General features: G+C 69.0%; 13 protein-coding genes and 1 tRNA gene. 9 read left to right on the forward strand and 5 right to left on the reverse strand.

Annotated elements, in window-relative coordinates:
• The first annotated feature begins 163 nt into the window (after positions 1-163).
• From tmk to AQJ67_RS35465, 5 genes are all read left to right on the forward strand, one after another.
• Entirely contained in the window at positions 164-3454 is a 3291-nt protein-coding gene (gene tmk, locus AQJ67_RS35445) for a dTMP kinase (RefSeq protein WP_062723515.1), read from the forward strand.
• A 259-nt stretch (positions 3455-3713) separates the two neighbouring features.
• Positions 3714-4919, forward strand: a complete 1206-nt coding sequence (locus AQJ67_RS35450; RefSeq protein ID WP_062723517.1) for a DNA polymerase III subunit delta' — start codon at positions 3714-3716, stop codon at positions 4917-4919.
• 125 nt (positions 4920-5044) lie between these two features.
• Positions 5045-6706, forward strand: coding sequence for an alpha/beta hydrolase (locus AQJ67_RS35455; RefSeq protein WP_079056368.1), 1662 nt, complete (start codon positions 5045-5047; stop codon positions 6704-6706).
• Between the two features lie 241 nt (positions 6707-6947).
• Positions 6948-7021: transfer RNA gene (locus AQJ67_RS35460), tRNA-Thr, on the forward strand.
• 311 nt (positions 7022-7332) lie between these two features.
• Positions 7333-7914: a hypothetical protein gene (locus AQJ67_RS35465; protein ID WP_159058888.1), complete on the forward strand. Its 582-nt coding sequence runs from the start codon at positions 7333-7335 to the stop codon at positions 7912-7914.
• A gap of 78 nt (positions 7915-7992) precedes the next feature.
• On the opposite strand, the gene AQJ67_RS35470 is transcribed toward AQJ67_RS35465, so the two are convergent.
• The 4 genes from AQJ67_RS35470 to AQJ67_RS35490 form a co-directional block, all read right to left on the reverse strand.
• The gene (locus tag AQJ67_RS35470) at positions 7993-8859 is read right to left on the reverse strand and encodes a hypothetical protein (RefSeq protein ID WP_244190687.1); all 867 of its coding nucleotides are present in this window, start codon (positions 8857-8859) and stop codon (positions 7993-7995) included.
• 248 nt (positions 8860-9107) lie between these two features.
• On the reverse strand, positions 9108-10169 hold the full coding sequence (locus AQJ67_RS35475) for a hypothetical protein (RefSeq protein ID WP_062723521.1): 1062 nt from the start codon (positions 10167-10169) through the stop codon (positions 9108-9110).
• Positions 10170-11236: 1067 nt separating this feature from the next.
• The gene (locus tag AQJ67_RS35485; protein WP_062723523.1) at positions 11237-12877 is read right to left on the reverse strand and encodes a tyrosine-type recombinase/integrase; all 1641 of its coding nucleotides are present in this window, start codon (positions 12875-12877) and stop codon (positions 11237-11239) included.
• Between the two features lies 1 nt (position 12878).
• Positions 12879-13517 (reverse strand): helix-turn-helix transcriptional regulator, encoded by a 639-nt coding sequence (locus AQJ67_RS35490; protein WP_062723525.1) that lies wholly within the window; start codon positions 13515-13517, stop codon positions 12879-12881.
• Between the two features lie 90 nt (positions 13518-13607).
• Between AQJ67_RS35490 and AQJ67_RS35495 the strand changes: the two genes are divergently transcribed.
• Positions 13608-13862 carry an integrase gene (locus AQJ67_RS35495; RefSeq protein ID WP_079056369.1) on the forward strand — a complete coding sequence of 85 codons (255 nt, stop codon included), beginning with the start codon at positions 13608-13610 and terminating at the stop codon, positions 13860-13862.
• 83 nt (positions 13863-13945) lie between these two features.
• Here the strand turns inward: AQJ67_RS35495 and AQJ67_RS35500 are convergent, their stop codons facing one another.
• Positions 13946-15811, reverse strand: coding sequence for a hypothetical protein (locus AQJ67_RS35500; protein WP_062723693.1), 1866 nt, complete (start codon positions 15809-15811; stop codon positions 13946-13948).
• A gap of 738 nt (positions 15812-16549) precedes the next feature.
• On the opposite strand from AQJ67_RS35500, the gene AQJ67_RS35505 reads away from it, so the two are divergent.
• From AQJ67_RS35505 to gltX, 3 genes are all read left to right on the forward strand, one after another.
• Positions 16550-17107, forward strand: coding sequence for an ATP-binding protein (locus AQJ67_RS35505; RefSeq protein ID WP_062723529.1), 558 nt, complete (start codon positions 16550-16552; stop codon positions 17105-17107).
• Positions 17108-17241: 134 nt separating this feature from the next.
• Positions 17242-18159, forward strand: coding sequence for a hypothetical protein (locus tag AQJ67_RS47920; protein WP_159058889.1), 918 nt, complete (start codon positions 17242-17244; stop codon positions 18157-18159).
• A 131-nt stretch (positions 18160-18290) separates the two neighbouring features.
• Complete coding sequence (gene gltX, locus AQJ67_RS35510; RefSeq protein WP_062723531.1) at positions 18291-19658, forward strand: glutamate--tRNA ligase; 1368 nt, start codon at positions 18291-18293, stop codon at positions 19656-19658.
• Positions 19659-19663: the final 5 nt, after the last annotated feature.

Below are 19663 nucleotides of genomic sequence, written 5' to 3' on the forward strand. Positions count from 1 at the left end.
CTGCGCCGAGTCGTCCAACCGGGCTCTTTCGGGGTCCGGTTGAGGGCACGGTTCTTCACTTTCGGTTCGCAAAACGAACGCCTCGGCATCAGTTTGGTGTCGAGGCGCGCGTACGTTCGGGCGTGCGCGCCGGGCTGTCAGTGCGTCCCGATAGGCTGAAAGCATGACGCGAGCCGAGCAGCCAACGGCCCACCACCCCGCCCCCGACGACGCCCTGGTCGCGGACTCCCGCGAGCGCGCCGTCCGCGCCCTGCTGCGGCGACCGCAGCTCAAGCGGCTGTGGAGCGCGCAGTTGGTGGGGGGTGTCGGCGACATCCTCGCCCTCCTGGTGCTGGTCCTGCTGGCCCTACAGGCGGCGATCACCGAAGGGTCGTTCGGCGGTGGGTACCGGGGCGTGGCGTTCGCAGTGGCGACCGTCTTCGGGGTGCGCATCCTCGCGACGCTGCTCTTCGGGGCCGTACTCCTCGGCCCGCTGACGTCGCTCACCTCCCAGGAAGGCCCGCTCGACCGGCGCTGGACCATGGTCGGCGCCGACGGCCTGCGAGCCGCCTTGCTGATCGTCGCGCCCCTGTGGATCGACTGGACGCCGGACAACGCGCTGGCCATCCTGCTGGTCACCGGCTTCGTCTCCGGCGTGGCCGAGCGCTTCTGGACGGTGTGCCGGGAGAGCGCGGCGCCCGCGCTGCTGCCGCCCCCGCCGCCCGAGGGCGCGACCGTGCGACCGCTGCCGGACCACATGGACGCCCTGCGCCGCCTGTCGCTGCGTACGGGCTTCGTGGCGGTCCCCGTGGCCGCCGCCGCACTCGTCGCCGCCGCGCTGCTCAACAACCTGCTCGGTACCGGACTCGACTGGTTCGACCAGCACCAGGCGGCCCTCGCGTCCTATGTCGCGGCCGGTCTGTTCGCCGCCTCCCTGTCCGTGCTGACCTTCCTGGAGCTGCCCGACACGCGCACCCCGCGCGCGCGGTCGCCGCTCGAAGGGCTGCGCCGGCCCAAGACAGGCTCGGGCGTCGACAAGGGGCGTACCGGTGCGATCCCGCTGCTGGTGACGGCTTGCGCGGCCGTCGCCGGGGCCGTGTCCGCCGGGGTCGCCGTGGCCGTGCTGCACGCCAAGGACCTGGGCGGCGGCCCGGTGCTGTACGGCCTGCTGGTGCTCGCGCTGACCGGCGGCGTGGTCGTCGGCATCCGTACGGCTCCCTCCGTGCTGCCCTCGCTGTCGCGGCGCCGGCTGCTGGCCCTGGCCATCGCCTTCACCGGCGTAGCCCTGCTGGCCGCGGGACTCGTCCCGGACGTCACCACCGTGCTGCTGATCATCGCCCTGGCCGGGATCGGCGCGGGCATGGCCGCCAACACCGGGCACACCCTGCTCGACCAGGAGGCCGAGGAATTCCGGCGCCCGCGCACGACGGAGCACCTCCACGCGGTCGTACGCGTGTGTGTGGCGCTCGGCGCCGTGATCGCGCCGCTGGTGGCCGCGCTGATCGGGCCGCACCGGCTGGAGAGCGGCAAGTTCGTCTTCGCGCACGGCGGCGCGGCGTTCACGCTGATGCTGGCCGGGGCGCTGCTGCTGCCCGTGGCCGCGCTGGTGCTGGCCAAGGTCGACGACCGTTCCGGCGTACCGCTGCGGCAGGACCTGCGGGACGCGGTCCTCGGCGGGGACGACCCGGACCAGGTGCCCGCGACGTCCGGTTTCTTCATCGCCCTGGAGGGCGGCGACGGCGCCGGGAAGTCCACGCAGGCCGAGGCGCTCGCCGAGTGGATCCGCAGCAAGGGCCACGAGGTCGTCGTCACGCGCGAGCCGGGCGCGACGCCGGTCGGCAAGCGGCTGCGGTCGATCCTGCTGGACGTGTCGAGCGCGGGCCTGTCGCACCGCGCGGAGGCGCTGCTGTACGCGGCGGACCGCGCGGAGCACGTCGACACGGTGGTCCGGCCCGCCCTGGAGCGCGGCGCGGTCGTCGTCTCGGACCGCTACGTCGACTCCTCGGTCGCCTACCAGGGGGCGGGCCGTGACCTGTCCCCGACGGAGATCGCCCGGATCAACCGCTGGGCGACGAACGGACTGGCACCCCACCTGACCGTGCTGCTGGACGTCTCGCCGGAGATCGCCCGCGAGCGGTTCACCGAGGCGCCGGACCGGCTGGAGTCGGAGCCGGCGGAGTTCCACGCACGCGTGCGCTCCGGTTTCCTGGCGCTGGCCGCCGCCGACCCCGGGCGCTACCTGGTGGTGGACGCGGGTCAGGAACCCGAAGCGGTCACCACGGTCGTGCGGCACCGGCTCGACCAGATGCTGCCGCTGTCCGAGGCCGAGATCCAGGCCCAGGAGGAGGCTCGGCGCCAGGCCGAGGAGGAAGCCCGCCGCAAGGCCGAGGAAGAGGCCGCCCGCAAGGCCGAGGAGGAGCGGCTGGAGCGTGAGCGCCAGGAGCAGCTCGCCCGGCTGCGGGCCGAGGAGGAGGAGCGCAAGCGGCGCGAGCTGGAGGAGGCACAGCGGCGCGAGGCCGAACGGCAGGCGGAGGAGGCCCGGCTGCGGGCCGAGGAAGCACGCCGGCGGGCCGAGGAGGAGCGGCAGCGGCTCCTCGCGGAGGAGAAGGCGCGCGCCGAGGAGGAAGCGCGCCGCAAGGCCGAAGAGGACCGCCGCCGCAAGCAGGCCGAGGAAGAGGCCCGGCTGCGCGCCGAGGCGGAGGCGCTCCGCCTGGAGAAGCAGCGCAAGGCCGAGGAAGCACTGTTGCGCGCCGAGGAGGCACGACGGCTCGCGGAGCAGGCGGCCGCGCAGGCCCAGGCGGGCCCGAGGCCGTCGGCGCCCGGCGCCGGGGCCGCCCACGGGGACGCCATGACGGTTCCCACACCGGTGGTGACGCCGGGGAGCGCGCCGGGCGGGGCGTCGGACGAGACGACCGTGCTGCGGCCGGTGCGCGACGAGGAGCGGTGGCAGACGGGCGGTGCGCCCTCTTCCGGGGACAGCGCCTCCGGACGCGGCGCTTCCGACGGCGCTTCTGCAGGCAACCGTGCCCGCGGTGGCCGTGCTGTCGGGGAGTCGGAATCCGAGGTGACGGCGAAGCTGCCGCAGCCGCCGGTGCCGGGAGCTGCGGACGAGACGGCGGTGCTGCCGCCGGTGGTGCCGGGTGCCGCCGACGAGACGGCGGTGCTGCCTCCGGTCCCTCCGGGGGCTGCCGACGAGACAGCGGTGCTGCCTGCCGTGTCGGGCGAGGACCGGGCGGATCGTGACCGGGCGGACCAGGTTCCGCCGGGGTACCTCCGTGACGACGTCCGTGCCGAGGAACGTACGCGCGAGATGCCCCAGGTCGACGAGACGGGGACGCCGCGGCGCAGGGCTCGTTCCGACTGGGCCGAGGAGACGCCGCTGGACGATCTGCCCACGCTGGCCGACGAACTGCTGGGCCCGCACGAGGACGAGTACGACGAGGACGGGGGCCGGGGGCGGGGCCGCAGGCGTTGACGCCCGGCCCGGCAGAGCCGCTCGTCGGCTCTGCCTGCTCCGGCATCCGTGCCGTCTGCTCCCGCACTCGGGTCGTCTGCTCCCGCAGTCGGGTCGTCTGCTCCCGCAATCGGGTCGCCTGCTCCCGCAATCGGGTCGCCTGCTCCGGCACCCGTGCCTGTTGCTACAACGCCCGTTGCCCGGTCCGGCACCCGTTGTCAGTGCTGCCCCGCACAATGGATCCCGCACCGCGAAATGTGAACGAAGGGCGGCGGGACCCATGAGCGTGTGGGACGACCTGGTGGGGCAGGCGAGGGTGAGCGAGCAGCTGGATGCTGCCGCGCGGGACGCCGACGCCCTCGTCACCGCCGCTGCCGTCGGCGCGCCGCCCCCCGAGGCGTCCAAGATGACCCACGCCTGGCTGTTCACCGGCCCGCCCGGCGCGGGCCGGAACCAGACGGCGCGGGCCTTCGCCGCCGCCCTTCAGTGCGTCAGCCCTGACCGGGCGCTGGGCGGCGCCCCCGGATGCGGCTTCTGTGACGGATGCCATACGGCGCTCGTCGGCACGCACGCCGATGTCACCACCGTCGCTGCCGTCGGCACCCAGATCCTCGCCGACGACATGCGGGACACCGTCCGCAAGTCGTTCACCTCGCCGGCGAACGGCCGCTGGCAGGTCATCCTCGTCGAGGACGCCGAACGGCTGAACGAGAAGTCGGCCAACGCCGTCCTGAAGGCGGTCGAGGAGCCCGCTCCCCGCACGGTCTGGCTGCTCTGCGCCCCTTCCATCGAGGACGTCCTGCCGACCATCCGCTCCCGCTGCCGCCACCTGAACCTGAGCACGCCCTCCGTCGACGCCGTAGCCGACATGCTCGTACGGCGCGAAGGCATCGAGCCCGAGGTCGCCGCCGCCGCGGCCCGCGCCACTCAGGGCCATGTCGACCGGGCCCGCCGCCTAGCCACCGACCCGGCCGCCCGCGAGCGCCGGGCCGCCGTCCTCAAGCTGCCCCTCCGTCTCGGCGACATCGGCGGCTGCCTCAAGGCCGCGCAGGAACTCGTGGACGCCGCGGCGGAGGACGCCAAGCAGCTCGCCGAGGAGATCGACGTCAAGGAGACCGAGGAGCTGAAGGCGGCCTTGGGCGCGGCCCAGGGCGGTCGGATGCCGCGCGGCACGGCGGGCGTGATGAAGGACCTGGAGGACAAGCAGAAACGGCGCCGTACGCGGACGCAGCGCGACAGCCTCGACCTCGCCCTGACCGACCTCACCGCCTTCTACCGCGACGTCCTCGCCCTCCAACTCGGCTCCCGTGTGGCCCTCGCCAACACCGACGCCGAGGACGCCCTGGAGCGTCTGGCCCGCGACAGCGCCCCGGAGTCCACCCTGCGCCGGCTCGAGGCCATCGCCGCCTGCCGTGACGCCCTCGACCGCAATGTGGCGCCACTGCTGGCGGTGGAGGCGATGACCATGGCGCTGAGAGCGGGCTGAGCCGGGCGGGACCCGGGCGCGGCAGGCACTCAGAGGTGATCAACGGGAGGTTGACCATGTAACACGTACGAGCCGTGGCGTGCACGCAAGGCATCCAACCGGCTGCACAGAGTTACGCTCGCCTGATGTACACCAGGCGCAGCTCTCCAGCCGGCCCAGCCCCGAGTTCCAGCGGGCAGGGCCCTCGCAACCGTCGTGGACAGGGCCCACGCGACCGTCGCTCCCACGCCCGGCGGACCGGCACGATCGGTGTCCTCCTCGCCGCCGGCGCGCTGCTCGTCTCCGCCTGCACCTCCGGCGGTGTGACGACCGGCGCGACGAAGTCGGGGGGCCCGGCGGCCGGGGCGGCGCTGGCCGCGCTGCCACGGGCGACCCCGACCGCGCTGTCGCCGTACTACGCGCAGAAGCTGACCTGGCGCAGCTGCGGGGTGCCCGGCTTCCAGTGCGCCACGATGAAGGCGCCGCTCGACTACGCGAAGCCGGACGCCGGGGACACCCGCCTCGCCGTGGCCCGCAAGAAGGCGACGGGGCCGGGCAAGCGGCTCGGTTCGCTGCTCGTGAACCCGGGCGGCCCCGGCGGTTCGGCGATCGGCTACCTCCAGCAGTATGCGGGGATCGGCTACCCGGTCGACGTGCGCGCGCAGTACGACATGGTCGCGGTCGACCCGCGCGGCGTCGCGCGCAGTGAGCCGGTCGAATGCCTCGACGGCCGGGCGATGGACGCGTACACGCAGACGGACTTCACGCCCGACGACGCCAAGGAGACGGGTCGGCTCGTCGAGGCGTACAAGAAGTTCGCGGAGGGCTGCGGCACGGACGCCGCCGGCCTGCTCCGGCACGTCTCCACCACCGAGGTGGCCCGGGACATGGACATCCTGCGCGCGGTGCTCGGCGACGAGAAGCTGACGTACGTGGGCGCCTCGTACGGCACGCTGCTCGGGGCGACGTACGCCGGGCTCTTCCCGGACCGGGTGGGACGGCTCGTCCTGGACGGCGGGATGGACCCCTCCCTGCCCGCGCGCCGGTTGAACCTCGACCAGACGGCGGGCTTCGAGACGGCGTTCCAGGCGTTCGCCCGGGACTGCGTGCACCACCGGGACTGCCCGCTGGGCACGAAGGTGAGCGATGTCGGCGGAAACCTCAAGGCCTTCTTCGAGAAGCTGGACGCGCGCCCCATCCCGACCGGTGACGCGGACGGCCGTCGGCTCGGCGAATCCCTCGCCACCACCGGCGTGATCGCGGCCATGTACGACGAGGGCGCCTGGCCGCATCTGCGTGACGCGCTGTCCGCGGCGATGCGGGAGAACGACGGGGAGGGCCTCCTCGTCCTCTCCGACAGCTACTACGAGCGCGACGCCGAGGGCCGCTACACGAACCTGATGTTCGCCAACGCGGCGGTGAACTGCCTGGACCTGCCGCCGGCCTTCTCCACGCCCGACGAGGTCCGCAGGTCCCTCCCCGCCTTCGAGAAGGCATCCCCCGTCTTCGGCGAGGGCCTCGCCTGGGCCACCCTGAACTGCGCGTACTGGCCCGTGGCGCCCACCGGCGGGCCGCACCGCATCGAGGCGGCGGGCGCGGCCCCGATCGTCGTGGTCGGCACCACCCGGGACCCGGCGACCCCCTACCGCTGGGCCCAGGCCCTCTCCCGCCAGCTCACCTCCGCCCGCCTCCTCACCTACGAGGGCGACGGCCACACCGCGTACGGGCGGGGGAGCACCTGCATCGACAGGACGATCAACACCTACCTCCTGCGGGGGACGCCGCCGACGCGGGACAAGCGGTGCTGAGGGCTGTGGCTGCCCGCGGACACTGACGGTGGGCCCTGACGGCGGCCCCTGACGGCGGGCCCTGACCGCGGCGCCGGCAGCGCCCCTGAACTGCCCCGGAGCACCTCGCTCCGGGGCTCCGGGGCGAGGCCGGCGGCGCTGGGAGTGCGCCCTGGAGAGCCCGGGAGGGGTTGGTACGGAGCGCCTTCGAAACTGTGTAGACTTACCGACGTTGCTGATCGCACCATAGTGCGGACAGCGCGCCGCCTTAGCTCAGATGGCCAGAGCAACGCACTCGTAATGCGTAGGTCTCGGGTTCGAATCCCGAAGGCGGCTCTTGTGAAAGCCCGGGTCAGACGCCGCTGACCTGGGCTTTCTCGCGTTTTAGAGTGCGGTTCTGGTCTGGGCGGACCCGGCGGTCTGTGCCGCCAAATCCAAGGGGTGCGCGAGGGGAGCGCATCAGCGCAGAGCTTGTGCGCGGGGGTGCGCAAGGGCCGACACGAGGGCGCCGTCGAAAGGCGGGGCGAGGACTCTCGGCGGGCAGACCGGTTTTGTGGAGATACTCCAGTCCGAACTTCTAGGCTGGGCCCGTGGCAGATCGATCGGGCACCCTCCCGCTCAAGACCCTTGTGACGCAGGCGAGTGCCGTGTTGCTGACGCACGGAGTCGAGGTCGAGCCGACATCGGTGCGGGGCGTTGCGGAGCACCTCGTCGAGGTCATGGCCCAGCAGGTGGGCATGGACCACGAGGAAGCCGTCCATCTGGTGACCCCAGAGGCTGTCGCGGAGATCATCATGAAGGCGGCGAGCGAAGACGACCAAGGGGCCTCTGGCCCGCACGCGGTGCGGCCGGTGCGGATCGATGACCGTACGGTCAGTGCACCCGTCGAGTCGCTGGGCCACTTGGTCATGGCTGCTTCGCAGGCCGGCAAGTACGCCGGCCTCAACGACGACGGAGCAGCTTCGGCCCACCTCCTGGATCTCGCTACTGAGATCGGCGCGGCCCTCGTGAAGAACCACGCCGACGGGGCAGCGGAGATCTCGGTAGGTGTGCTCGATGAACTGGCCGAGTTGGTGGACACCGTGGCTGACCATGTCGAGACAAGTGGTTGGAGCATCTGTCCCTGCGGCGAGGACCACGACCAACGTCGCGTGGATGTCGGCACGGTCCGGGTCATGCGTCACCATGCCGCTCTGGCCCGTGGCCTCCGGGAGCAGGCAGGTCGCTAGCCTCGCGAGCGAGCGGCGACGGGGCCAGCGCAGAGCCTGCATGGGTCAGAACCGGCGCCTGAGAAGGTGCTGGACTCGCTACGAGAAGGGTGATGACTTCAGCAGCACCGCCGCGTCATTGAGGACCAGCAGGCCGGCGGATGCTCCGTGGGGTTCGTAATCGGCTCCCGGAATCCGTACCGGTGATCGAGTCAGGATGCTTGCCAAGTCAGAGGCGTCGGTCTGGTCTCGCTTCGCCTGCCACGTCAATTGCGGCCACTTCCGGCCGGGGACTGGTTCGTTCCACGCTGGCCGGATGCCGAGTTTGTACCAGAGCACCATCGCGCGGGTCATCAACGCGCTACGCAACGGAGCACACCGCCGGGCTGCCCAGTGAGCGGCGAAGGCGGCTTCTTCGCAGGAAATCTCGGTGCGAGTCCACAGGATCTCCTTCACCTCTGGGTCGGTGTGCCATCGCGTCTCGCCCCTGAATCGTTGCCGGAAGTCTCGGCGCGTGCGGCCGTTGGAAGCGTGGGAGTCGATGAGATCCAGACGGCCACCGGTGGGGAGATGCACGAAGCGCAGTCGGCGCTTGTTCAAGTCTTCCAGCCGGAGCCCGGGGATCCCGGACACCTGCCCCTCGCCGTGGAGCAGCGGCATCAGCTTCGAGGCGATGCGACAGGCGGTGTTGGTGTGGACGTCGAGTTGATCGGGACGCGACACGATTGCGTTCGCGTAACTACAGACGCCGGAAAGGCACACCCCTGGGAGCGAGTCGAACGGGTGTCGCGCCCTGGAGTTGCTCATCAGACACGTGGCCAGCATGGCCTGGAAGACCTGCTGACCGGACCCGGCGCTGTCGAGCACCGGGCGGCCGGCGACATCGCGCTCGATCGCGCGCTGGTCCAAATAGAGGTAGTCCTCAAGGACCTTGCGCAGGGCGCGGTCATTCTTGTGCGGGGACACGGAAAACCCGTTCCGCGGCCGATCACCCGGGCTGAACTCGACCGCTGGTCACAGGGCCGTACAGGACAAGATGGAGGAAGCGCATAAGCGCGGGACTGGGCATCGCACCCTAGAGACCTATCCGCAGGTCCGCCCGGGCAGACCGCCAGCCTGTGGGCTGTCCCAGCCCGTAGAGAAGAATCTAACCGATCGTCGGCCGCAGTCGGCCTTTGCCGCGGATAGAGCAACCCTTTCAGGCTAACGGACCGTCAGTTCCCCTGAGGGAGTCCAGTTCGGTGGTCTGATCGGTACCTGCTGTGGTGTTGCGGCATCACGCGGCCCAGCCAGATCGGATCGGCACCGGCACGTTGTAGGGCCCGATAGGTGTCCTGTGAGTCGCACCAGGTGCCCATGGCTCGGAACCGCACCTGGAGCGAACCAGGCTGGCCTGCGGGACCGCTGAGTTCGACGGTGCACTGCCGGTCGTAGCGGGGATCTGCCCACGGCGCGTCGCATTCGCAGTGAAGCTTGTCGACTGCCAGGCCCATGCCCCATTTCGGGTCCGTCAGGTGGTCGACGAACGCGTCGTGTGCAGGCCTGACTCCCGGATCGTGCTTGAGTTCGACCCGCCAGTCGTTCCACGTCACCCAGTAACGCGTGCAGTACGCGTTACTCACCTCGTGGAACAGCCCGGCCCGGCGCAGCAGGCCGCTTGGCAGCCAAGACGCCTCTGCGACAGCCTGGGACATTTCGGCATGCTCTTGGTGGAAGGCCCTCTCTGGCTCAGTCAGCTCAGCTTCGTGCCAGCATGGCCTGTACCCGTCCGCTTCCAGCATTGCCCGGCGACCAGCAACCAGGGACGCCCAGTCGCTGATGCCGTCGCATGTGAGGATCACGCTCGCCTTTGTTCCGGCCAGTGACAGATGCAAGCCTTCTCCGCTGGCCCTCGTGATCCGAACACCCGGTACACCGAGCACCCGTACGTCGGCATCCGTTTGTTCCGCCTCGGGAAGTTCTGCTGGCAACAACCCTTCCAGGGCATGTGCCACCAGGGGATAGCCGTGTCGGGTCGAGGAGGCATCGAGTGAGAGGACGATGCTGTCGTGGCGTGGGATGACTGAACCGATTCCGATGGGATGCGCGAAGTAGTCGACGTCTCCCCGCAGGTGCTCGAACACCAGGGCTTCGAGGAGGTGTTGGGCGCCAGCGGCTTCTGCGATGCGCGGCCGACTGACGGGCTCGCTCGCCAGGAACTGGCGTGCCTGCGCATGGGTGAGGCCTGTGTAGTGGTGAAGCTGCCTGGCGTTGCGGCCGGCGTATCCGTGCGGCATGTCTGTCCTTCTCGCACGAGCTGCCGACCCAGCACGGCAGATACGAGAGCAGACTGCTTCGGCACGGTGCTGTGGGAACTGCCACGGGTGGAGCAGACTTCGACTACTTTCTCCGCGGGTGACACCGCGGTCGGGCGGTGCCAGGAGAGGCCTCCCGTAAGGCATTGCTGACGATGCCTGAGCGGTCAGCCGGTGTCGCGTGACACGCCAGCGCAATCACCCATCGGGCCGTGTCCCGTGCAGTGATGCGGATGGGACATGGTCCATGGAGAAGGGCTGCACGTCCGTGACCAGAGCGACGTCAGCGCTCCCTGTTGCCGTCGCGGGATGCACCAACTCATCTGGATGTCAGTGGTGTTGGCTACTATGAACGTGGTCGACGAGATAGTTGAAAGGCATGGTGCTTCGGTGATGGTGGCCAACCGCTACAGCGCTCCAGTCCAAGAGCAATAGGCGCGCCTGGCCGGCGCTCTCCTGTTGCGACGCCCGCTGGGCGGCGACGCTGTGACGTGATTCCAGCGCAGGTGCTGCATCCTGCCCTGATTCAGGTGACGGCGCTCCGACGGAGTATGGGAGGGCCCTACTTGTCTGCCACCACTTCTACCTGCGACCACCGCGTGTATCACGTGGTCGTCGTTGCTCTGGTCTCTGTCATCACCGGGCTGGTTGCGGGGATCGGCTGCGTCGTTTTTGGCCAGACTCCCCTCACCGCCGTAGCGTCTGGCGGAGCCGTCCTTGCTTTCACCTACGGCGCTGGCATGACCGCCGCGTCGCACGTGAGTAAGCGTCAGCAGTAGCCGTTGCTCCGGGGCGGCCATCATGGCCGCCCCGGAGCAACGGCTGGGCGCTCAAGACAGCCCAAGATCCTTTTTGTGGTTCGTCATGGCTAGGACAGTCGCGGACTGCTCCCCCAGGCTCGGGCTTGCGTTCGTACTAAGTAGTAGCCGCCCGATTGCGGTAGGAGAGCTGGTGGTTCCGGCTCGCCTCGAAAGTGATGCGGCCTCGGTGGAGCCCCGGGCGTAGGAAGTAGAGACCTTGTACCCCGGGACGGAAAAACGGGCGCCTGGCTATGCCTTGAGCGCTTCGCCGTCATCGGCACCGCACGTGCACTCGCACGTACAGCGGGGAGAGACGGCGATGGCGAGAGCAGGCCGGGCTGCACGCTGTTCGATCACCGAGCGGATTGCGCGGGGGGCGCGAGGCACAAGCTTGACGACGGCCTCTGCCGCCGCCCGTGCGAGGTCGTCGAGGACGGACTGGTAGATGTCGCGCGTGATACGGCTGTCGCTGTGGCCCAGCGTCTCCGAGACCACCTTGATGTCGACGCCGGCGGCGAGCATGAGGGTCGCGGCGCCGTGACGCAGGTCGTGGAGGCGGATGGGCGGGAGTCCGGCTTCCGCCACGAGTCGCTCGAAGAGGTCGGAGATCTTGCCCGGGTGGAGGAGGGAGCCGTCCTCCTCGGTGAAGATGCGACCCGTGTCCTTCCACGCGTCGCCCCATTTGCACTTTTCTTCTTGCTGGAGGAGCTTGCGTCGCTCCAACGCGTCTACCGTTTCCTCGTCGAGGGCGACGGACCGGATGCCGCTGTTGGTCTTGGGAAGACCTTCGAGGACCTCCCAGCCGTCCTGGACGAGCTGAGTGGCGATTTCCAAGGAGCGCGTCCTCTTGGAGAAGTCCATCCAGCGAGGGCTGCATCCTTCGCCTCGGCGCAGGCCGCGGAATGCGATCAGACGCCACATGGCGTCCAGACGGTCACCCTCGACGTGATCCAGGAACTGGCCGGTCTGCTCCGGAGTCCAGACCATCACCGGGCTGGGCTTCTCGCCAGTAGCCAGCCAGTGGGCCACCCGCTCCTCGGTCCAGACGAGAGCCTTGGGCTTGGTCCCGGGCTTCATCTCGACGTGCTCGGCCGCGTTGTAGTTCGGGATGATCCGCTGGGCGATAGCGGTGTTGAGTGCGGCGCGAAGCGTGGCCCTGATGTGGTGCTGGGTGTTGACGCTGGTCACCCGACGGAAGGGCGGCATCTGGTCGATGGCGGCCTTGAGCCACTTACGGTGGGCGCGGTTCTCGGCGCCCTTCCAGGGGATGGCCTTGAGCTCGTCGAGAGCCGCACGCCTCTGGGCGTTCTGCTCCTGGATCTCGATGTTCGCCTCGTTGATGGCGTCGAACATCCGGTCCAGGTGCGGGACGTTGAGCTTGTCGAGTCGTACTTCCCCGAGGTGGGGCTTCAGGTGGACCCGGATGTCGCTCTCGTACCGCTTCTGGCCGCCCACGCGGAGGCGCTTCTTGCCGCCCAACCAGAGGTCGAGCCATTCGGACACCGACATCCTCGGGTTGAGGGCCTGCCCGGCGGCGAGCCGCCGACGCGTCTCGTCGTAGTCCGGCAGCGGCTCCTTGTTCTTGGAGCAGGTTTCCAGCATGTCGCTGATCGTGAGATGGCCTGCTGGATCGTCTTCTTCGGGTATGGCGAGCAGTGCACGAACCTTGTTCAGTTCCTTGGTCGCCTCAGCCGAGGATTCGAAACCGCTGCGACGGAACTCCCGGCGGGTGCCGTCGGACCGGTTCGTCAGCTCGTGTCGTATCGCCCAGGTGCCGTGACGTCGGTTGGCGAGCTTGGGGCACGACTTGCCGTAGTTCTTGCCGGTTTCAGGGTTGCGGCACGAGCAGCGTCGGGTGGTTGCGCCGCCGGAGGAGGTGGTGCTGGTCACGCTAGTCCTGTGGGTCGGAATCGTCGACGAACGAGAGATCGGCGGGGAGGGCGGGCGGAACCAGCCCGCGTTCCCGCATCACCTGGCGGAACTCCCGTAGCTCTCTGCAGTCGTCAAAGGCGAGTTGCTCGTACGAGGCAGCAGCTTCCAGGAGAGTCTCGCGCCGACCGGAGTCAAGCGTGATGCTGGCCTTCCGCCGCCGGTCCTTCGCAAGGCGGGTGGACGCGGCAGCCGTGGCCACGGCATCGCTGTGGGTGCGGAATGTGTCCAGCACTTCCCGGGCGGAGCCCTGCGGCGCGGGCTCGGTCAACGGTGTCTCACCGGTGAACCAGGCGACGGCCTCCCAGGTCGGGACCTCCCGATCGGGAAGCACGGCGACGGCGTTGTCCGTGCCCAAAGGGAACAGCAGGCTGATCGGCGGCACCTTGTAGACCTCGGCGAGCACGAGGAACTCCGCCAGATCGATCGAGGTGCGGCGCCCGGTCTCCAGATTCGTGATCGTCGTTTTGGGGACCGCCAGGCCCAGATCGGCGCACGCCTGTGCGGCCTCCACCACGGTGAGGCTGGCCGCCTTGCGGGCTTGGCGCATCTGCTCGGCTACGCGGGCGGTGAAGCTTGGCGACCAGCCTCGATTCGTCATGGCTACAACTTACGTTGTGAAAATGAGTGGCTGCAACATCTGTGGTACACGTTCTGCTGTTACTGCACGCACCGGCGATCGGAATGCATCATGGCAACATCTATGGCCGCCCGGGGGATGACCCGCGACGAACTGCTCGCTCTGCCTGTTGCCGTCGACCTCGATACGGCCAACAAGGCGCTGACCATCGGCCGCAGCACGGGATACGCCCTGGCGAAGAGGGGTGAGTACCCGGTCTCCGTCCTCAGGCTGGGCAACGCGTATCGCGTGGTCACGGCGGAGCTGCATCGGATTCTCGGCGTAGACCAGGAGCAGGAGGCCGAGCGCGGGCAGCTGTGTGCCTAGCCTGGCGCGCTCCAACGGGAAGTCGATGGACGGGGCGGCAGCGGAGCCGGATGCCTTCCTTGGCCCCGCTGTCGTATGGATCGTCAACTGGGTGAAGTCACGGGAGTAGTCGGGGCTTTGGGCGGCTCACTGGCAAGACGGGAGTCAGGCCACAGGCGGCGGGCGAGAGCGTTCGCCGCAGTGACCATCTGGGCGTGGGTGGGCTGATCGGTCTGTGGATCCAGGACGGTGGGCGGGTGCGGGCTAAGCCCGGGGCCGTGAGCGATTGGCCGGTTGGCGGGGAAGCGCCCGAGAATAGGTGTCCCGTAACGGGCGAGCTCGTTCTCGACGGCCACGTCGAAGTTGTCGGGCTGTACGTCCTGGGAGGCGGGGTTGACGAGCAGCATCCCGGACAGGGGGCGTTTCGAGGTCCAGCGGCCCAGTTCCTGCTGTCGCCACTGCATTGCCGATTCTGCGGGTGTCAGCATCACGGCGTCGGTGTCCTGTCCGGATTCGGCGGGGAGCAGGAGACGCCGCTCGTAGGGCTCTGCCCGGTGCACGAGGATGCGTACGTCGGTGAGCCGGCCGAGGGAGTGTTCTTCCCAGCGCCAGTCGTCGTTCCTTTTGATCAGGAAGACGCGGTCGAAGCGGCGTCGAGCCTCCGCAAGCGCGCCGACGATTTCTTCATCATCATCGGAGACGTTCAGCGACCAGAGTTCTCCAGGTGGCGGGGCGATACGAAGTCGCCGCCACCCCTCGACTGCGCCTGGGACCGGGGCCGTGGCCCATGCCGGCTTCCCATGGTCACGGAAGCCGATCCAGCCGTCCCGGTCCCGGGCCAGGATGATGGCGGTGACCAGTCCCTGCGTTGTCCATACGGCCGCGATCTGCTCCGCCACCCAGGACAGGTCATCTCGGTGCAGGCCGCCGGTGTGCGGCACCCCTGTGAGCTGGATGGTGACACCGTCGCGGTCCTGGACGCCGCGATCTGGACCGTCGAGGTTGGTGACCGGACGGCTAACGCTGAGGCGATCACCGATCGCGGTCAGGGGCCGCGGACCGGGCGCCTGAACGTGTGGCAGGGACGCGGCCCTATGGCTGCGTACGGTGAATACACCCCTCCAGTCCCACGTCCCGGGCCGCGGGGCCAGTCGTACCGTGCACTCTTCGGTGCCGCAGGCGTGGTCCAGGATTCGTAGGCCGCAGCCCACGATGCTGTCCGTCAGCACTTCGATGAGCCGAGCGTCGTCGAACTGCGGTCCGGCCACCTGGCGTTCCAGGATCCAGTCGAGTCCGTAGTCGGTCATCTGGGTGGCCATCCGCACCCCGGCGTAGCCCGCCAGGCTGTCCCACAGGCGCGGACGCCGCAGAAGGGCACTGCCCATCGCGGAGGAGGCGCTGAGCTGGCGCACCAGACTGCGCGTAGCCGGTTCTCTCCGCTGGGGCCCAGGTTCCGGACGCTGAGGATCCCACTGTGCGCTGTGCCCAGCCGTCCGGATTCGCTCTTCGTGGGCGGCCATCAGCGCGGGTAGGTCCACCCCGTGTGGTCCGGTCACCCACACCGCTGGCTCGGCAGCCCGCCACGACCGCTCGTACACCCAGGTACGAAATCCGAACCGCAGCCGCTTGACGTCGGTCTGGACGACCAGTCCGCGCACCCCGCGCCATGGCCCCCTCTTCGGCTGGTACGGCAGCAGCTCGAACAGGGCTTGCACATCCTCGGGTCGCTCCACGCGGAGCACCAGGCCCTCGTTCACGGGCTTTGCCTCGCGCACCCCGAACGGCCGGCTCTGCCCAGTCACGGAGCTCAGTGCGGAGACGAGCACGGACTCCAACAGGGCCTGTCCCGCCCAAGCAGCAGGGATCAACTGGTCGAAACGTTGAAGTGCGCCGAGGCGCTGCCGCGCGCCTTCCAGAGATTCACCGGTGAGCTGGGCGGCGGCGTTACTGATTTGGTCGAGGTTGTACATGACGCGCTCCCTCCGCAGAAGCCGCCCCCCGACCTGGGCAGCGAAGGCGCGTGTCAACACAGCGACAGCAGACAGAAAGCGAGATGAGGGTCAAGCGACGTAGGTTCTCCGGGCAATGCCCTCTGAGGTCGGGGCAGGCATCCAGAACTGGCCGCGTCCGAGGCCAGGCGAGAGCAAGTTAGCCCATCTGCCCGTCGGGCTCCAGCTGCACGACGCGCTGATCACTCGATTGGTGGACGGGGTTAGGGCCCTGCCGGTCTCCAACACCTACCGGAACGCTTCGTACAGGCATCGAAGGCCCGTCAGGGAGGCTGAGCGAAGGCCATCAGTACGTCGCTCGGGATGGCGGCCCTGATCTCGCCGGAATGCCGACTGCTCACTGCTCACGAAATTCGACGTGCTCGGAGGTCCCAGCGCTGGCAGGGCGCACACCGCGCGCTTCCACTGCGAGGACGCCACCTGTGTGTCGGCGGAAGGAGGACGACGCTGAAATTGCAGTCGTGATTCGAGAGGATGGCGCCTGACACAAGGACTCACAGGGTATGGGTACCGAGGGACTCCCGAGCACTGGTACTCCACTGGCCTGTGGGGAGAGGCTCAACTGCTGATTCGTGCTGCAACTGACCGCTATGTCAAGCACCTTGCCAGGCTTTGCCTACGGACAGACTGTCCTCACACGGCACTTGTCGGATGGAAGGCTTCCGTTCACTGAGGTCGCTACCAAGGTGAGGTGTCGTCATGGAGCGTTGCGATCCCGAACGTCCGAGGCACGAATTCACGGTCGCGTCTGCTGCCGAGGCCGTCCCGTCCGCGCGTCGCCAAGTCGCCGTAGTGGTCGGGAAATTGGGCTTCTCTGTCTCGGAAGAGATGTTGGAAACCGTTGAGTTGTTGGCGAGCGAGGTGATCGCCAACGCCGTCCTGTACTCAGATGCTCCGTGCGACGTCACCGTGACGCGGATCGACGAACGGCTCCGTGTCGAAGTCACGGACATCGCCCCGTCGCTGCCGAGCGTTGTCGAGGCTGGGCCGAACGACGAGTGCGGCCGGGGCCTACTGCTCGTTGACGCTTTGGCGGACGCCTGGGGAGTGCAGCCGGAGCCTCCAGGCAAGACGACGTGGTTCGAGATCGCACCAGAGTCTTTGACCGAGAACCTGCGTCACGACTCCACATGTGCTCAGTCCTCGGGCGCGGCTGCCATGCGACGGACTGATCGACAGGACGGCATAGAACCGCAGGCCAAGTCGCGGACACCGTCCGTCCAGGCGGGTGCCGAGGAACGGCAGCGAGCCGCCTGAGGCCCTGGGTCGCAACGACCGACCCCACTACGACCTTGGAAGAAGCGTCGGCAAACGCGCCCACCGCGAGCAGGGTGGCTGACCGTGGGTAGGACACGGACGCGGGTGCAGCCAGCTGTGGACGTTGTCTGCGCGTGCATCTGATCGCGGCGGGGACGGCGCCCCGTACATTGCTCTCCAAGGTGATGCTGTTGTGGACCGAGGTCGGCCTGCCCGGCTCAGGTGCTGAGAGTGGAGAGGTCTGCGTGTCGTCACGTGGTTCGGGAACGCCTTCCAGCGATCCGACACGCGAGCACCGTGGCGGTCGAAGAGTGCTCACGGCGGAACTGGTGCGTGACGCCCGGCGGCAGGTGGGAAACGGGGCATCGATAGAGCACCTCGCACGCGTGATCGGCGTGAGCGGCAGGGCGCTTTCCAAGGCGGTCTACGGCGCCACCTGGCGACAGGTGGACGATCCACCGCCGATCAGCCGGCCCCGACCAGCTGATCCGGATCAGCCCAGTACCACCGTTCTGAACGAAGATCATGTGCGCAGGCTGAGGCGCGAGCACGCCGCTGGAGCTTCTGTGCGCTATCTCGCGACGAGGAACGGCCTCCCCTATAACACCGTTCACGATGCTGTTCGAGGAGTTACCTGGGCGCATGTCGACGATCAGACGCCCGAGGAGTGCGCCAGGGAGCTTCGCCGGCCAGGCGTGCTCCTGACCGCCGCGACCGTCGGAGAGATGCGGCGTGCGCATGCCGATGGTGCTTCCCTGCGGTCACTCGCTGACAAGTTCCATCTGGAGTACGCGACGGTTCGAGCCGCCGTACAAGGGGTGACCTGGCGCCATCTCACTGATCCGCCTCCTGTGCCGGCCACCGGACGAGGCGGACGGAATGCACTCACCAGCGAACAGGAAGATGATCTCGTGCGGATGCGGGAGCAGAGTGGGGCCACGTACGCCCGACTCGGCGCCGAGTTCGGGGTCAGTGAGGCCACGGCCTGGCACGTCTGCAATCGTCGCCGCACTGCCCGGGCTGAGGAGGACCGCTCTGTGGAAGCCTTGTGACGCACGGGATCCCAGAGCAGGAGGGGCGGGACGCTCCGGCAGGTGCGGTCGAGCGGCCTTCTGGAATCGGTAGGCTTACGCGCATGTCTACAGCCTCCACACGCGTGCGTTTCGCCCCGTCCCCGACTGGAATGTTCCATGTTGGCGGGGCCCGGTCGGCTCTCTACAACTGGGCCGTCGCACGACAGTCGGGGGGCAAGTTCGTCCTGCGTATCGAGGACACCGACGCGGCCCGCAACAAGCCGGAGTGGATCGACGGGATCATCAGTGCGCTCGCGTCGATCGGGATCTCCAAGGACGATCCCGCCTTCGAGGGGCCGTACTTCCAGTCGCAGAACGCCAGCCGTCACACCGAGGCCGCCCAGCAGCTCTACGCGCAGGGCCGCGCGTACTACTGCGACTGCACCCGTGAGCAGCTCCAGGAGCGGACCGGCTCGCAGCACCTCGGCTACGACGGCTTCTGCCGGGACCGGGGGTTGGAGTACGTCGAGGGCCGGGCGCTGCGGTTCCGTACGCCCACCGAGGGCGAGACGGTCGTCGTGGACCTCATCCGGGGGGAGCCGTCCTTCCCGAACTCGGCGATCGAGGACTTCGTCATCGCCCGCGGTGACGGCTCCCCGGTCTTCCTGATCGCCAACGTGGTCGACGACCTCGACGAGGGCATCACCCTGGTCATCCGTGGCGACGAGCACCTGTCGAACACGCCGAAGCAGCAGTTGCTGTGGGAGGCGCTCGGCGCGAAGGCCCCTGTGTGGGCGCACCTGCCGGTGATCGTGAACGAGAAGCGGCAGAAACTGTCCAAGCGCCGGGACAAGGTCGCTCTTGAGGACTACCTCGCCGAGGGCTTCCTGCCGGAGGCGATGACCAACTACCTGATGCTGCTCGGCTGGGGCCCCGGGGACGACGTCGAGATCCGCCCGTACGAGGAGCTGGAGCAGAAGTTCCGCGTCGAGGATGTGAACACCTCGCCGGCGTTCTTCGACATCAAGAAGCTGACCGCCTTCAACGGCGAGTACATCCGCGCCCTGCCGCTGGAGACCTTCGTCGCGGCCTGCGAGCCGTGGCTGCGTGCCCCGTACGCCAACTGGGCGCCCGAGGACTTCGACCAGGCCGCGTGGGAGGCGATCGCCCCCCACGCACAGACCCGTGTGGCCGTCCTCTCGGACATCACGGCCAACGTCGACTTCCTGTTCCTGAAGGAGCCGGTGGAGGACGAGGCGTCCTGGGACAAGGCGATGAAGGGCGACCCGGTGGCCCTCCTCACGACGGCCCGCGCCAAGCTGGAGACGGCCGACTGGACCAGCCCCCAGTCCCTCAAGGAGGCCGTCCTGGCCGCCGGTGAGGAGCACGGCCTGAAGCTGGGCAAGGCCCAGGCCCCGGTGCGCGTCGCGGTCACCGGCCGCACGGTCGGTCTGCCCCTCTTCGAGTCCCTGGAGGTCCTCGGCAAGGACCGCACGCTCGCCCGGATCGACGCCGCGCTGGCGAAGCTCGCCGGCTGATCACT

It is taken from the genome of Streptomyces caeruleatus (genome assembly GCF_001514235.1).
Taxonomy (GTDB): Bacteria; Actinomycetota; Actinomycetes; order Streptomycetales; family Streptomycetaceae; genus Streptomyces; species Streptomyces caeruleatus.